General features: G+C 35.4%; 15 protein-coding genes. 4 read left to right on the top strand and 11 right to left on the bottom strand.

From position 1 onward, the window contains the following. Positions 1-85 precede the first annotated feature (85 nt). Positions 86-1,972, bottom strand: a complete 1,887-nt coding sequence (gene htpG / locus AC23MC_RS04640; protein ID WP_487567248.1) for a molecular chaperone HtpG — start codon at positions 1,970-1,972, stop codon at positions 86-88. A gap of 198 nt (positions 1,973-2,170) precedes the next feature. Between htpG and AC23MC_RS04645 the strand changes: the two genes are divergently transcribed. The 4 genes from AC23MC_RS04645 (at position 2,171) to AC23MC_RS04660 (ending at position 5,603) form a co-directional block, all read left to right on the top strand. Then, positions 2,171-2,641, top strand: a complete 471-nt coding sequence (locus AC23MC_RS04645) for a hypothetical protein (RefSeq protein WP_487567249.1) — start codon at positions 2,171-2,173, stop codon at positions 2,639-2,641. A 16-nt stretch (positions 2,642-2,657) separates the two neighbouring features. Further along, complete coding sequence (locus AC23MC_RS04650; RefSeq protein WP_487567250.1) at positions 2,658-3,353, top strand: YiaD family glycine zipper/OmpA-like lipoprotein; 696 nt, start codon at positions 2,658-2,660, stop codon at positions 3,351-3,353. Between the two features lie 141 nt (positions 3,354-3,494). Then, the gene (locus tag AC23MC_RS04655) at positions 3,495-4,166 is read left to right on the top strand and encodes a TetR family transcriptional regulator C-terminal domain-containing protein (RefSeq protein ID WP_487567251.1); all 672 of its coding nucleotides are present in this window, start codon (positions 3,495-3,497) and stop codon (positions 4,164-4,166) included. A 123-nt stretch (positions 4,167-4,289) separates the two neighbouring features. Then, positions 4,290-5,603, top strand: a complete 1,314-nt coding sequence (locus tag AC23MC_RS04660) for an ABC1 kinase family protein (protein ID WP_487567252.1) — start codon at positions 4,290-4,292, stop codon at positions 5,601-5,603. A 430-nt stretch (positions 5,604-6,033) separates the two neighbouring features. On the opposite strand, the gene AC23MC_RS04665 is transcribed toward AC23MC_RS04660, so the two are convergent. From AC23MC_RS04665 to AC23MC_RS04710, 10 genes are all read right to left on the bottom strand, one after another. Further along, positions 6,034-6,840: an alpha/beta hydrolase gene (locus AC23MC_RS04665; protein WP_487567253.1), complete on the bottom strand. Its 807-nt coding sequence runs from the start codon at positions 6,838-6,840 to the stop codon at positions 6,034-6,036. Between the two features lie 34 nt (positions 6,841-6,874). Continuing rightward, positions 6,875-7,333 (bottom strand): DUF1569 domain-containing protein, encoded by a 459-nt coding sequence (locus AC23MC_RS04670; RefSeq protein WP_487567254.1) that lies wholly within the window; start codon positions 7,331-7,333, stop codon positions 6,875-6,877. A gap of 37 nt (positions 7,334-7,370) precedes the next feature. Next, the gene (locus tag AC23MC_RS04675) at positions 7,371-7,868 is read right to left on the bottom strand and encodes a hypothetical protein (RefSeq protein ID WP_487567255.1); all 498 of its coding nucleotides are present in this window, start codon (positions 7,866-7,868) and stop codon (positions 7,371-7,373) included. A 144-nt stretch (positions 7,869-8,012) separates the two neighbouring features. Further along, positions 8,013-8,615 (bottom strand): immunity protein Imm33 domain-containing protein, encoded by a 603-nt coding sequence (locus AC23MC_RS04680; protein WP_487567256.1) that lies wholly within the window; start codon positions 8,613-8,615, stop codon positions 8,013-8,015. 70 nt (positions 8,616-8,685) lie between these two features. Next, a complete protein-coding gene (locus AC23MC_RS04685; protein ID WP_487567257.1) occupies positions 8,686-9,798 on the bottom strand; it encodes a hypothetical protein in 1,113 nt (370 codons plus the stop codon). 93 nt (positions 9,799-9,891) lie between these two features. Further along, complete coding sequence (locus AC23MC_RS04690; protein WP_487567258.1) at positions 9,892-10,503, bottom strand: porin family protein; 612 nt, start codon at positions 10,501-10,503, stop codon at positions 9,892-9,894. 151 nt (positions 10,504-10,654) lie between these two features. Then, complete coding sequence (locus tag AC23MC_RS04695; protein WP_487567259.1) at positions 10,655-10,930, bottom strand: hypothetical protein; 276 nt, start codon at positions 10,928-10,930, stop codon at positions 10,655-10,657. Between the two features lie 434 nt (positions 10,931-11,364). Further along, positions 11,365-11,754, bottom strand: coding sequence for a helix-turn-helix domain-containing protein (locus AC23MC_RS04700; protein WP_487567260.1), 390 nt, complete (start codon positions 11,752-11,754; stop codon positions 11,365-11,367). A gap of 333 nt (positions 11,755-12,087) precedes the next feature. Then, on the bottom strand, positions 12,088-14,400 hold the full coding sequence (locus AC23MC_RS04705) for a beta strand repeat-containing protein (RefSeq protein ID WP_487567261.1): 2,313 nt from the start codon (positions 14,398-14,400) through the stop codon (positions 12,088-12,090). Between the two features lie 138 nt (positions 14,401-14,538). Further along, positions 14,539-15,170 (bottom strand): T9SS type A sorting domain-containing protein (locus AC23MC_RS04710; protein WP_487567262.1); only part of this gene is annotated, 632 nt, incomplete at its 5' end.

Raw genomic sequence — 15,170 nt, forward strand, 5'->3', positions numbered from 1 at the left:
ACTTAATACTCCAATCTTAATACTTAATACTTCCGTCTTAATACTTAATACTTCCGTCTTAATACTTAATACTCCAATCTTAATACTACTTTATCATCTCAAAACTCCTCTTCACAAAAGCAGTCAATTCCTCGCCTTTCAATAATCCTTGCGAGATTTTGGCTAAGTCCATTGCTTGTTTTACTAAATGTTCCTGAGCCGATTTGTCTTCTGTGGAAAGAATGGTTGTGGCTAAATTAGAATTGGTATTAACCACCAAATTATACATTTCCGGGAAGTTACCCATACCAAACATTCCGCCACCGCCGGACTGACTCATTTCTTTCATTCGACGCATAAATTCCGGTTGCGTAATCATAAACGGTGCAGCATTACTATCCATGGCTTCCAACTGAACGGTGTACGTTGCTTTTGGAACCAATTCCTCTAAAACTGTTTTCAGTTTAGCTGATTCTTCTTCCGATAACTTTGAAATTTGCGTGTCGTCTTTCTGAATCAATTTGTCAATATGATCCGAATCTACACGAACAAAAGTCAAGTTTTCATTATCGGCTTCTAATTTTTGAATCAAATGCGATACGATTGGGCTGTCTAACAATAGTACTTCGTAACCTTTTTCTCTTGCAATGTCAATGTAACCGTGTTGAGCTTCTTTATTGGAAGCATATAAAACCACTAATTTTCCGTTTTTGTCCGTTTGATTGGTTGCTAGTTTGTCTTTTAATTCTGCTAATGTGAAAAATTTATCATCAACTGTAGGATATAAAACAAAATCTCCCGCTTTTTCATAGAATTTGTCTTCCGAAAGCATTCCGTATTCCAACACAATTTTGATGTCATTCCATTTTTGTTCAAAATCTTCACGGTTTTCGTTGAATAAAGATTTCAATTTATCTGCTACTTTTCGAGTAATGTAGTTTGAAATCTTTTTCACATTTCCATCCGATTGCAAATAAGAACGTGAAACATTTAACGGAATATCCGGCGAATCAATCACTCCACGAAGCATCACTAGAAATTCAGGAACAATTCCTTCCACATTATCCGTTACATACACCTGATTTTGGTATAATTGAATTTTGTCTTTTTGGATTTGTAAATCCGCCGACATTTTTGGGAAATATAAAATTCCGGTCAAATTAAACGGATAATCCACGTTCAAATGAATGCTGAACAACGGATCTTCAAATTGCATTGGATACAATTCTCTGTAAAATTCTTTATAATCTTCGTCTTTCAATTCCGTTGGAGCTTTTGTCCAAGCCGGAGTTGGGTTGTTGATGATGTTATCAACCTCAATTTCTTCTGCTTTGAAATCTTCAGGAGCATCTTCCGGTTTTGGAAGTGTTTCTTTTTTAGTTCCGAATTTAATTGGCACCGGCATGAATTTGTTGTATTTTTTCAACAATTCACGGATTTTAAATTCTTCTAAAAATTCTAATGAATCTTCAGCAATATGAAGGATGATTTCTGTTCCTCGTTCAGTTTTATCGCTTGGAACTAAGGTAAATTCCGGACTTCCATCACACGTCCAATGAGCGGCCGGTTCATCTTTGAACGATTTTGTGATGATTTCTACTTTTGAAGAGACCATAAAAGCAGAATAAAATCCAAGTCCAAAATGTCCGATGATACCTGAATCTTTGGCAGAATCTTTGTATTTTTCTAAAAATTCTTCGGCACCTGAAAAAGCCACTTGGTTGATGTATTTTTCAACCTCTTCGGCTGTCATACCCAAACCTTGATCGATAATGTGTAATTTTTTGTTTTCCTTATCGATTTTTACTTCAATTTTTGGGTTGCCATATTCCACTTTGGCTTCACCAATACTGGTTAAGTGTTTTAGTTTTAAAGTAGCATCTGTTGCATTTGACACTAATTCACGAAGAAAAATTTCGTGATCACTGTATAAAAACTTTTTAATTAAAGGAAAGATGTTTTCTACAGAAACATTAATTTTTCCGGTTGTCATATTTTGAATTTTAAGTTAAACATTATTGGTTTCTCAATAAGCAAAAGCAATACCATTTGTGAAGATATGACAAATTGACGTAGAAATAATTGGTTATGAAATGTAGAATTAATTTGACAATAGAAAGTGGGAATTATATAATTTTATTTGGAAAAAATGGAAGTATCTTTGTAGCACTAACATTTAAATTAGTAGAAAATGAGAAAAATAATTTTTATCAGTATGTTGTCCGTTTTGTTTTTTTCCTGTAAAACAAACACTGCCACTAAGTTGGATAACAAGACCGAAGCTGGCATGAAAGGAAATTGGGTAATTGCATCCGTTAATTATCCCGGGTCAGAATACATTAAAGTGAATTCGTTTGATTTGGCCGACTCACAATGTTTTGTCGGAAGTACTTGGAAATTTGTTTCCAACAACAATAAAGGTGACATGGCTTTAACAAAAGAGGGTTGTCCGGCTTTTAGTTCGCCAATTACATGGTTTGTAAACAAAGATGGAAATTTTGTCATGAAAGTGTTGAATGCCGGTGAAAAAGCGAAAAAAGTGAAAGAAGGTTATGTGCTCAAAGTAGCCAATCAAACTGAAAATTCATTTCAGTTAGTGGATAGAATTAGCGTAGGAAATTCAATGACCGATGTGGTGTATCAATTTCAAAAAATAAATTAATTTAATAGAACAGAATATGAAAAAAATTATTTCAATAAGTATCGTTGCATCTTTTGCATTGGGTACACTTTTTACAGGTTGTGAAGCAGCAAAAAATACGAATAACACACAACGAGGTGCCGGAATTGGTGTTGCAGCCGGAGCGGTGATTGGTGGTATTTTAGGAAATAACCTTGGAAAAGGTGGAAATACAGCTCTTGGTGCTGTGATTGGTGGAGTTGTTGGTGGTGCAGCCGGTGGAATTATCGGTAATAAAATGGATAAGCAAGCAAGAGAAATTGAACAAGCTTTGCCAGGTGCAGAAGTTAACAGAGTTGAAGAAGGTATTGTATTGGTTTTAGGTGAAAATTCAGTGAATTTTGAAACCTCTAAATCTGTTTTAACTGCTACAGCCAAAGCAAATTTAGATAAAATTGTTCCTGTTTTACAAAGTTATGCAGATACAGATATTGTTGTTTACGGATATACTGACAGCACAGGTAGATTAGAATTTAATCAAAAATTGTCTGAAGATCGTGCAGCATCTGTAAGAAGTTATCTAGTTGGAAAAGGTTTAGCCTCTGCTCGTTTTAAAACTAAAGGAATGGGACCAAACGACCCAATTGCTTCTAATGAAACTGTAGAAGGTAGAAGCAAAAACCGTCGTGTTGAATTTACGATTACTGCCAACGAAAAAATGATTCAAGAAGCTGAGCAAGAAGTGAAAAACTAATAATCTCATTCAGAGTAATTAAAAGACCATCAATTTGATGGTCTTTTTTTTTGAAAAAACTTTAACAAATATTTTGTTTAAATAATTTTGAAAAAAGTTAAACAAAGCAGTATCTTTACAATCAATAAATTATGACCAATAATGACAGCAACTAAGAAAGCAGCAGCAAAGAAAAAGCCAATTACCGACGATGAAATTATAAGCATTTACATGGATCAGGTGTTGCAACACAATGCTGAACCTAAAAATGTATACTTGTTTTGTCAAGAGAATAAAATTGTTGAAAGTGATTTTTATGCTTTCTATGGTTCGTTGGAAGCCTTGAAGCAAGATATCTGGGTGAAATTTTTTGATAATGTAAAAAACACTATCGAAGCAGATGAGAATTATTTGACATATTCAAACAAAAATAAATTACTCACCTTATATTTTTCGTTGATTGAAATACTGACATTAAATAGAAGTTATGTCGTGTTTTCATTGAAAGAAGAAAAGAATATGTTGAAAAATTTGCAACAATTGAAAACATTTCGAAACCATTTTAAAAGTTTTATCGTAGATATGATAAACACGCAAACTTCGGAAGAGGATTTTAAAGTCAATAAGATTGCAAAACCGCTTTATGTTGAAGGTGCTTGGGTTGAGTTCTTATTTATATTGAAATTTTGGTTGGATGATACTTCCAAAGGATTTGAAAAAACTGATGTGATGATTGAAAAAGCAGTGAAAGCTACTTTTGATGTCTTGGACACCACTCCATTAGATAGTTTATTGGATTTTGGAAAATTTGTTTGGAAAGAAAAATTTAATTAATAGCACTCACTCGCGTGAGGGATAGAAGCGGAAAGCCCGGAAAGAGGATGAACGACGAAAGATCCCGATAGCTATCGGGATGCAGCGGATAGCCCGACCCTTGTGGGCACGCCCAAAAAAAATATGAAAACATTAGACAAAATACCAACCAACAAAATTGAACGTGCCGGACAATTGGTGAAAACCGGTTTGAAAGTAGGAGGAAACTACATTGCCTATTATGGCGAAAAAGTGGTGAATCCGAGTTTGACAAAAGATAAATTGAACGAGAGCAATGCAGAGGATATTTATGACGGACTCAAAAATTTGAAAGGAAGTGCGTTAAAAGTGGCTCAAATGCTGAGCATGGAGAAAAACATTATGCCAAAAGCGTATGTGGAAAAGTTTTCGCTAGCACAATTTTCGGTGCCGCCGTTGAGTGCTCCGTTGGTGAGAAAGACATTTAAAAATTATTTGGGAAAATATCCTGAACAACTATACGATTCGTTTACGCCTGATTCAATTAATGCGGCCAGCATCGGTCAGGTGCACAAAGCCGCAAAGGATGGGAAAAATCTTGCTGTGAAAATTCAATATCCGGGCGTAGCGGAAAGTATTAGTTCAGACTTGGCAATTGTGAAACCTTTTGCTATTAAGATGTTCAACCTCCAAGGAAAAGATTCTGAGAAATATTTCAAGGAGGTTGAGCATAAATTAATGGAAGAAACGGATTATGATTTGGAGTTAAAGCAAGGAAAATTTATTGCCGAAGCGTGTGCGATGATTCCGAATTTGCGTTTTCCGAAATATTATGAAGAATTGTCGTCGAAAAGAATTTTGACAATGGATTGGATGGAAGGCGAACATTTGTCGGAGTTTACGGCTCACAATTCAGATCGTGAAAAAGGCGATAAGTTAGGTCAAGCGTTATGGGATTTTTATATGTACCAGATGCATCATTTAAAACAAGTGCACGCCGATCCGCATCCGGGAAATTTTTTAATTGATAAGGAAGCGAATTTAATTGCGATTGATTTTGGTTGCATCAAACAAGTTCCGGAAGAATTTTATGTGCCGTATTTTGAATTGGCTCGTCCGGAAATAATAGGTAACCCAAAATTATTTAATGAAAAGTTATTTGAATTAGAAATACTGCGAACCGATGATTCGCCAAAAGAAATTGAGTATTTCACCAAACTGTTTCATCAGTTGTTGAGTTTGTTTACGCAACCGTTTCACGGTGATTTCTTTGATTTTTCGGATGAAGAATTCTTTGGAAACATTGCCAAAATGGGCGAGGAGTTCTCGAAAGACACGCAATTGCGAAAAATGAACGGAAACAGAGGTTCAAAACACTTTTTATACATTAACAGAACGTTCTTTGGTTTATATAATTTGCTTCACGATTTAAAAGCAAGAGTTAAAACAAAAGACTACGAAAAATACATTGCCAACTAAGTTTTAGTTGTTTATATAAAGTTTGTTTATTTATTGGTTAGGTTGACGAGAGCGACACTCCACGTTTGAGTTTTGTCGCTCTTGTTCTTTTTGGGAAACAAATATCATCCATTATTCAGCTATTAATCACAACTACAATTAAGCTGAGCTGCATAATATTCACATGGTTGCGGATCATCCTGACCTTGAATGTTTAAATCGACACAGCGAACTTTATCATCATCGGAACACGATAAAGTTAAGAATAGGAATAATGTGGATAGCAGTAAATATATATTTTTCATAATTTAATTAACTTAAAATTGTTCACAAAAAAACTTTGCAAGTATGAACTTTTTTTACGTGAACCTTTTTTATAAAACACCAATTACCTTACATTTCAATTATCCCATCGACAAATTGGCAAATTGGCACATTTAAAAATTACCCATTAATTCCCCAATGCCCAAACCAACGCCTTCTCTTTCGTGGCACGATAGATTGTATGGTGTTTTTCCTTGGGTTCGTTAGAATAGTTCCAAAGTAGATTTTTTGGGTTTTCTGATCCAAGAATTTTGGCCAGTTCTTTCGTGTGTTTTGAGATGTCTTTGGCACTGGAACCCGCAAACCAAAACCGTTTTGAAGATGCAGGAAATTGAGCCAAGTTGGTCTTAGCAGTTTTTACCAAAAGTTGATTATTCCACCATAGTGAAGGATCCATTGCAATGTAAAAATCAAACATATCAGGATTTGTAAAAAGCGTTTCTACAATAAAAAGTCCGGCTAACGATTCGCCAATGATTCCTTTTTCAGAGTTGGTTCGGTAGCGTTTATTAATTTCAGGAAATAGTTCTTGATCAATAAAAGCTCTAAACTTTTCTGCACCGCCAATAACGGGAGCAATTTTCTTGTCTTCTTCCACTTCGGTTGGGCCCGAAAGGTCTCTGCGACGCACTGTGTTTTCAATACCAACCAAAATAACCGGTTTAATGCGTTTACTTTCAATTAGTTCTGCCAACGTATTGGCAATATGAGGAAAATCTTCTTTTACACCTCCATCAGGCATATATAAAACAGTAAGTGAATCAGTACTTGTTTTATAATTTAAAGGAATCCAAACATTAATAGTTCGGGTTTCACTAAGTATTTTCGATTCAATGGTAAACGAATCGTGTGTTGGAATTGGGTCCAGCGGTTGAGCATTGTTTTGACAGGCGAGAAGTAAAAAACAAACTAGTAAAGCATAAAGGTTCTTCATGGTTTGTAATTCTATAAATGGTTACAGTATATTTTTAAACTCCAAATTGTGTTAAATGATGATCCAAATGTTTGTAAAATAAAACGTTCCATTCCTTGGAGTTCATTTTGCCAAACGAGTGGTTTTCTTTTCCTTCAAAATACGATTCGCCCAGTTGTTGACATTTTTGAATGTTGGCAATGAGTTTTGCTTTTTCTACTTCAAAATCTTTTGAACCAACCATAACAAATTCAGGAGCAGTGCGACTGTTTTTTGGATAAGGTTTTTCGCCAGTCACCATTTTTTTAACGAAAGTTTTTAACATAAATCCCATTAAAAAACCGGGTTTTTTAAACTTTTCGGGTTCAAACGTATACGAATAAGGAACATTGCAATGAGCCAACACCTGGTCGGCACTCATTTTGCCCCACAATGGTTGCTGGGTAGGGGCGATTTGATTAATTCTGTTAATTAATTCGTTGGTTACTTCTTGGCTAAAAATGTTTTTTATCATAGGTTATAATTTTATCTTACTGTTCTAAATCATTACTCTAAAACTCAATACTTTCTCTAATGTAATTATAAGTTATTAATTCTTCCTCTTCATCAATAATCCCGGAATCTCTATCTTCAGTATAAAGTAATGTAATTGACATATATAGAATTTCATTTTCAAAAGTTTCTTCATATTCATAAAAACTTCTGTCTCCATTTGGTAATCGCATGGATAAAGAATTATTATCCCTATTCCAACTAGTAAAATTAGTAGTGATACTATCACATGTTTGATTTTCAAATTTACCATCTGTAATAGTTACTATAGTTCTAAAAAAATTATCACTATCTAATCCGCTTTCAACAATTATTTTTCCGTGTTCAAGTTCACATTCATTTGCTATTTCGTTACCTAAATCGTCTGTAATACTAATTAGTTTCCATGTAGTGATGGTAGTTTGATTAAGGAGGGGTACAAAATATTGACTATTATCATCATCCTTTGAACAAGATAAAAGAATGGTAAGACTGATTAATAAAAAAATTTTCTTCATTTACTTAGTAATGTTAGTTGCAAGTTATACTTATTAAATTTCTTGACTACGTTGTAAATATATAGTAACAAAGTCAAAACTCAAAATAGCTGCTTTAAGTAGTTATGCTGCGAAGTCGGGAGACTTCTCAGAGCGGGGTTTTATTTATTTATCTTTCAAGTTATTATCAAACCAAATATCTTCATATCCGTTTTCGTCAATTAAAAATCTATATCCAACATCAAGTCCTAAGTACTTAATTATTTCAGGTCTAATTTGAAGTAAATGTTCTGCACAAAGTGGTTTAAAAAAATTATCTTTTTCAGAAAATTCTCCAGACCAAATATACCAACCAGTAATTCCATTTTCAGCTTTTTCTCTCATTCCATTTAATGGATCACTATTCAAATCAACCGAAATACCAACTTTTAATTTCTGATTAATTGGATTCCACTTTGAATTATATTTATCACAAATTTCTTTTTGTTTTTCAATATGATGATTCCAGAAATTATACTCAATTAGTTTGTCAATATTGTTTTCAAGTCTATTTTTCCAAAGCAACATATTTACTTTGTTAATAGGAAAATTTATTTCTTCATTGTCCCATTCAAAAATTGTGTCTGATAGTACTTCATCATTATCATCCCAATCTAATTCATCCGAGAACATTAGCGTAGAGGCAAAGCTTTTAATTTCACCTTTACTAATCTCGTTATTCAGAAATCTGTCACACAGTTGAATTAAATTTTGTCTTGTAACTATCATTTTGTAAGTTTCTTAATTCGTCTGTTAAGCAACAATTGCGTGAAACAGATGTTATATACCTTTTTTATTCTCACTTATTAGATTGAAGTAACATACTTTTCACTTCTTTTTTAGAATAAATCCTCTCAAGCAATGATACTACTGTTTCGTTATAATCATCATATAAGTCAGCGGAAATTAGCAAAATTTCTTTGTTGTTTATGTTTTGCTTCACTTTTTTTGTCACATCGTTTAACAATTTAAACGGTAGGTCATATTTTTCCTGAATAGTAGCCTCTTGTATTAAAAGCTGTGCGGCATTCTCTAATTTAGGAGTATTGATATCTGCATAGCTTACAGTGTCCGGATTAATGAAATTTTCAAGTAACGTATCGTTCTCTAATACCTTTTCTCCATTGCTAAAATGCAACTTTAAGGGCAGCCAATCGTCTGAACTAAAAGCTCCTTCAATGGCTATCATAGCAAAACGATGCGTGCTTTTTTCAATTGCTGAAGTCAGTACTTCAAGCATTTCTTCAGTAAATATTTCAGTTAGTGCTTTAACCGAATAACTTGCTTTTTTAAATATAACAAAAGTTTGACCTTTTGGAAACGTACTGTTTATCGGATCAATACGCGTAATTTTTTCAATCGATCCCAAAGCTTCATAATCAATAGTATAAACCGTTTCCTGCATTTCAAAACTACCATCCAGAGTCATTTCTATTCGATTAAGCGTTCCATCGGTGCCATAAAAATAAGTATCTGAAAACTTCGACGCATGTCTGGAATAGCAGCCGTACAGATACGGTTTGCCATTCAAATATTCAAGATATTCTATTTTGTCAAACTCGCCACTGCGTTCTATTGTATAAGAATAAGTAGTACTGCCTTCCGTGACAAAAAATTTTGTATATCCGTTGCTCGGATGCCCGCCCCAATATTCTTCATATAGCACGTTTCCGTTTACATCATAGCCTGTCTTATAACATCGATATAGTTCTGATGGTTCCGATTTTAAAATACGCCCTTTGGGAATTCTGCCTCTTTCTAATGCCAATAGTTCCATATAATATTGTGGCTCGGTGGACCATATATATTTGGTTATGTTTGGCAACAATTCATCAGCATAATTTTTAGCTGGTGTTTTGTGGTTTTTAAATTTCTTTTTTAAAGTTGTTAAAAGTTGAGTACGAGTTTGCATAGTTTACAATTAGGTTGATTTTGATAATGATTGTTTTAACGAATCCGTTCTTTAAAATGGACAAAACATTTTGCAGCTCGGCAAAGTGGCAGGTTACTTAGTAAGTATAGATTCTAAATTTATTGTTAGGTTTACATATCCTCCAAAGTTTTTAGATTTGTTATTTTCAGAATCAAGTGTGTTAGTTAAATTAATTTCCGGAATAAATTCAAAACCAAAATGTTTGGCAAAATTTACACCAAAACCTAACATTCCTCCAAAGTTTACTTTTTTATAAAAAGTATCATTTTTTTGACCGTCAAATTTAGCATCTACTATGTTTGTCATTCTAAAACCTCCAATTAAGTAGAATCCTTTATTATATTCTTTATTAACATCATACCGCAAAAGTGTATGAAGTTGTATTGATTTAATTTCAGATTCATCAAATAAATAGCCTGTACCTTGATTTCCATTTAGTACGTAATAGTTGTCTTCCTTTACGCTTGTATAGATTAAATTTCCTCTAACTCCAAAACTACTAGTAAGCTGATAATCTACAAAACCTCCAAAATTCAAACCACTATATCCTGCACCCCCATTTAGTGATCCATCTATTTCTATATCATAAGCATTAAATCCAAGAATTGCTCCATAACTTACGTTTTGTGCTTCAGAATAGTTAAAAATCATAAAAAGCATACCAATTAGCGTAATTCTTTTCATTTTATTTAATTTGTAAGGTTGATAATAACATACGTTTTTACTTTCTTTTTCAAAGATAGAAAATAGTTGAATAGTTTAAATTGTTTTGCTGCGAAGTCGTGAGACTTCGTTGAGCGGTGGTGCGGAGACTTCGTTGAGCGGTGCAACATAGTTACTTCCCCCATAATATCTTTCTCAGTTTTTCATAATCACCATTCATTCCAAATTCATTTGTGTTCACTTTAGTTCCAATAATTACACTTGCATCGCAATCAAAACAGAGTTTAGCAATTCCAATTACTTTAGATTTCTTTTTAAACAGCAAAATATCTCTGTAAACGTAAATGCATGCATGCCCATAAACTTCTTCATGTTTTTTCTCCCTAAAGATTTCGTTAATCTCATCAAATTTAGCTGAATCAATTTTTGATTTTGAATAACCACACATATCAATAAATCCCTACTAATTTTCTTAAAATCATAAATAACATGCAATCGGCAGCATTACCGTAAAAAACTATCCAAAACCCCTTTTTACACGTTCATCACTACTTTTTTGGGGTTGTCAACTCCTTTTTACACGTTGCTCAACTGGTTTTTTGTGGTCTTGGAGAGGGTAAAAGGGGTTGTGTAACTACTTTAATGGCTCTGGCAGAAGAGTAAACAGCAAAACCTTTCCGCAACGGCACCAACTCCTTTGCTTAATTTAGGAGGTCAGGTAATCCTACAAAAACAAAAAAGCATGAATAAGTGGCACGTTGAACAAATTGCTAAACCGCAATCCCTATCCGCAACGTCACCCCCTCCTTCGGAGGGGGCTGGGGGGAGGACAAAAAAAGCCTCCCATCCGGAAGGCTCATATAAGATATTTTCAAGTACAAATTACTTCTTTCCCATCAACTGCTCCAAATAAGCAACTTTGTCTTTTTCGGCTTGTACTAAACGCTCATATAATTCAACAACTTTATCAAGAGGATTGAACGTGCAATTATGAGCATGAATAGAACCATTATTTGCACTATTATCATAAAAATTAGCAAAATAATTAATAACATTTTCGTCACTAAAATTCTTTATCGCCTCACTCGTCACACCCAACGCCTTTGCAAAAGGTTCCAGTTTTGCATCATCAATCTCCTCCGTATTTTCATATTGCGATATTTTCTGTTGGCTCACACCCATTAAGTCTGCCAAAGCTTCCTGCTTTATTCCCTTAATCTCTCGTATCTTGGCAATGTTGCGGCCAATATGTTTTTTAGCTGTAGTCGTCATGGCAAGTCATTAAAAATTATAAAAACCAAATTTAATAATTTTTTTTAAAAGAAACACCATTTCGTTTCTGCCAAAAAAAATCCGTGTCTTGTCCTAGATACCAAAGCCCTATCCCAAGTAGGGATAGTGTATGAGTAATGTATGAAATACAGTATGTTGAATAGAGGTTATTGTCTTTTTAAAACAACAAGAAAGCAAAAATAAATAAACCCGATGACCATGTTCTGCAACATGGTCAAATAGTTTCGGGTTTACTAAATTGGAAGTAAGTTACTTATAGGGCTTCCAAAAAATGAACGTTTGCTATAGTGTTCTAAGTGTGAACAGGTATAGTTATCTAATTTGTTGAACTTCAAAGAATGATTTAGTCGGAAATGAATCGATGTTTACAGCGGTTTCATAGTTTTGCACGTAAATTTCCACAGTACCGCCCGCTGCTAAGTTCACCATACAGTTGATGTTTCTATGCACAGGACCGTTGCCAAGGTGGTTTCCGGTAGTTTCTTGATACAGAGTGCCATTTACATACACACCCACAGAATAGAATTGATTATTACTTTGATCGTTCGTATGAAATCCGGCATTCACTTGATAGATTCCGGCAGTGGCGGCAGTAAAAGTGCCACCTGCAAATTCAGATTTTGTATCAAATACCGAAGTATCAAAGTTTATTTTTTCCCATCCTGTTGTACCCAATGCTTGATTGGCACTCAATCTAATTCGCATGGCAGACAAGGTTGTTAACGGATTAGGAACCCACGATGCATTTCCTGCAGCATCACTTTGCAAAATATAATTTGCCGAAGCACCATTGGTCATTTGAAGAGTAGTGGTAGAGGTGTTTCCGGCTATGGATACTGTAGTTCCGTTATCGCTAATAATTCCATCAACAAGAGCAGTGCCATTCCATTTTGGTACAGCATTGTTGGCGGTAGAACTTACTTGCGGATCGGTTTCTGTAATGGTCAACGAACTCGCATTTACCCATGATAATACACCTGCTGCATTGGTTTGCAATAGTTGAGTATCTGCACCACGAGCCGTTGGAAACTGATAACCCGTTCCCGCCGGGTCGCCAATTTGAAACGTGCTGTTTGTACGGAGAATTCTGTTAGGGGCAAACTCACCATAAATTAGTGAGTTTGTTGGGGTTGTATTTGAATTTGTAATGTATAATTTATTTGAACCTGCTTCTGCAATTCCAGCCTGATAACCTAAAGCCACATTTCCTGAACCTCCTGCCACGGCTTGCAAAGCACTGTGACCCACAGCAGTGTTGTTGTTGCCGGAAGTGCTTGTTAAGGCGTTATAACCGATAGCAACGTTGCGTGCAGTAGCTGCATTTTCATCTAATGCATTCGATCCAACTGCGGTGTTTTGAATTCCGGTTGAATAGGCACCTGCATTATACCCAATAAATGTTCCGTCGGATGATGTTGCCGCAAAACCGGCATCTCTACCAACCGCTGTATTACGTGAACCGGTAGCATTATTATTTAACGATCCGGCACCCACGGCAGTATTGTTGATAGCGGTTGTGGCACCTTGCGATGCATTCCAACCAATTGCGGTATTGTTTGAACCGGAATTAGCAAACAAAGCATGCCAACCAATCGCTGTATTTCGACCTGCATTTGAAGCAGTTCCAAACATCGCTTCCCAACCAATTACGGTGTTTTCATTACCATTGTTTCTTCCTAGTGACCGTTCTCCGATAGCAACATTTTGAAATCCTGTGGTTGCGGCAAAATGTGCCTGATATCCCATAGAAGTATTCGAACCTCCGGTTGTAAGACCGGCTGATGCTTGTGTTCCCACAGCAGTATTATAATTTGTTCTATTTTCAAGCAAAGCTTGAAAACCAACTGCAGTGTTATCAAAACCAGTTAAATTGTTTCTTAATGCTTGAAAACCAACTCCTGTGTTGTTGCTTGCCGTTGTGTTACCACGCACTGCTTCAAAACCAACGCCGGTGTTGTTGTTTCCTGTAGAGTTGCCTCGCACCGCTTCAAATCCAAAAGCCGAATTGGCACTTCCGGTGTTTAACGTTAGTGCACTGTTTCCAACTCCTGTGTTTTGAATTCCTGTAGTGTTTGCTGCTAATGCTGCGTTTCCAACAGCAACATTATTGGCTCCGGTATTAAGTAATAAAGCATTGTTTCCAAAGGCAGTACTGTTTGAAGCTACACCGGCAGTCAAGGCTCCAACACCAAACGAGGTGCTGGTGGTTGCAATTCTTCCGGCAGCAACATTATTTCTTCTAAAAGCAACATCAACATCGTTTCCGGCAGCAGTTCCCATAAAATTGACATTGTTAACAATATCGGTGTTTCCTGTAATTTGCCAGCCCGAACCTCCTGTGGCTAATCTTATCCAAGGGCCTGTAGCCGTGCTTAGATAATAGAATCCCGGGGTTACATCGCCGTTTGTGGCCGTGTTATATACCAACTCTGAGGTTGTGCCTGTTGCAACGGTAACTGTTGTTGTGTTTACTAACGCTACTCTTGGAATTATTAAACCATCGTTTGCCGAAGTGATTTCTAATGCACCATTGGGGTTGGTTGTGCCAATTCCCACTTGTGCCAGAACACTGTTTAAGGATGATAGTATAAAAAATGCAGCGACTAAGATTTTAATGTTTTTCATAACTATTTTTGATTTTCACTTTTCGTGACATACTGTCTTTTGCTTACTTTAATTAGTTTAATAATTCGAATAATTCACAAATTAAAAAATACCTCTCAGTGAAGAGAGGCATTTTTAATCTGCTATATTTTTTAGAACTTATTTTTTCACCACTCTCACGGTTTTCGTTTCTTCACCTTGGGTTACAACCATGTTGTAAATTCCAGATGGATAACGATCTCCAAATTGATAGTTGGTTATTTCACTTGCTGTTATTTCTTTTACTTCTAATAGTCTTCCAGACATATCATACACAGTTAAACTAACTGTTTCTGTGTTCGAAGTTTTTACATCAAGTGCAAAACTTGTAGTAAATGGGTTTGGATAAGCAACTGCTTTGAATTCTGTTGGTAATTCGCTGGCCACTGTTTCTTTCACTACTTCCGTTGGTTTAATGATAGTTCCACCACCTGGTACGGTAATGTTACAATCTTTTCCAAGGTAATAGAATCCGTAAACCAACGTCTCAACCGTTACAGAATAAACTCCTCCAGGTGTCAATGGTGACAAGGCATTAAAGTTGCTTAATCTAAACGTTCTTGTAGAAGTTGTGTACACTTGATTATAGCTTGCTCCATCGGTTAAAGTGAAACGGTATTGTGTTGTTCCTCCTGATGGTGTAGCATAAATTACCGTATTCAAACTAGCTGGTGTTAAACCTGCCTCTGTTCCACATCCTTCTATTTGTGCCTCTGGGGCTATTGGACTAAATACAGAACATGCTGCTCCAT

This window comes from Flavobacterium sp. T50_26, from assembly GCF_057652995.1.

Coding starts and splice junctions, on each gene's coding strand:
- AC23MC_RS04660 (WP_487567252.1), top strand. CDS start 4,290: ATGAAAACATTAGACAAAATACCAACCAACAAAATTGAACGTGCCGGA.
- AC23MC_RS04670 (WP_487567254.1), bottom strand. CDS start 7,333: ATGATAAAAAACATTTTTAGCCAAGAAGTAACCAACGAATTAATTAAC.
- AC23MC_RS04665 (WP_487567253.1), bottom strand. CDS start 6,840: ATGAAGAACCTTTATGCTTTACTAGTTTGTTTTTTACTTCTCGCCTGT.
- AC23MC_RS04705 (WP_487567261.1), bottom strand. CDS start 14,400: ATGAAAAACATTAAAATCTTAGTCGCTGCATTTTTTATACTATCATCC.
- AC23MC_RS04645 (WP_487567249.1), top strand. CDS start 2,171: ATGAGAAAAATAATTTTTATCAGTATGTTGTCCGTTTTGTTTTTTTCC.
- AC23MC_RS04685 (WP_487567257.1), bottom strand. CDS start 9,798: ATGCAAACTCGTACTCAACTTTTAACAACTTTAAAAAAGAAATTTAAA.
- AC23MC_RS04680 (WP_487567256.1), bottom strand. CDS start 8,615: ATGATAGTTACAAGACAAAATTTAATTCAACTGTGTGACAGATTTCTG.
- AC23MC_RS04695 (WP_487567259.1), bottom strand. CDS start 10,930: ATGTGTGGTTATTCAAAATCAAAAATTGATTCAGCTAAATTTGATGAG.
- htpG (WP_487567248.1), bottom strand. CDS start 1,972: ATGACAACCGGAAAAATTAATGTTTCTGTAGAAAACATCTTTCCTTTA.
- AC23MC_RS04675 (WP_487567255.1), bottom strand. CDS start 7,868: ATGAAGAAAATTTTTTTATTAATCAGTCTTACCATTCTTTTATCTTGT.
- AC23MC_RS04700 (WP_487567260.1), bottom strand. CDS start 11,754: ATGACGACTACAGCTAAAAAACATATTGGCCGCAACATTGCCAAGATA.
- AC23MC_RS04655 (WP_487567251.1), top strand. CDS start 3,495: ATGACAGCAACTAAGAAAGCAGCAGCAAAGAAAAAGCCAATTACCGAC.
- AC23MC_RS04650 (WP_487567250.1), top strand. CDS start 2,658: ATGAAAAAAATTATTTCAATAAGTATCGTTGCATCTTTTGCATTGGGT.
- AC23MC_RS04690 (WP_487567258.1), bottom strand. CDS start 10,503: ATGAAAAGAATTACGCTAATTGGTATGCTTTTTATGATTTTTAACTAT.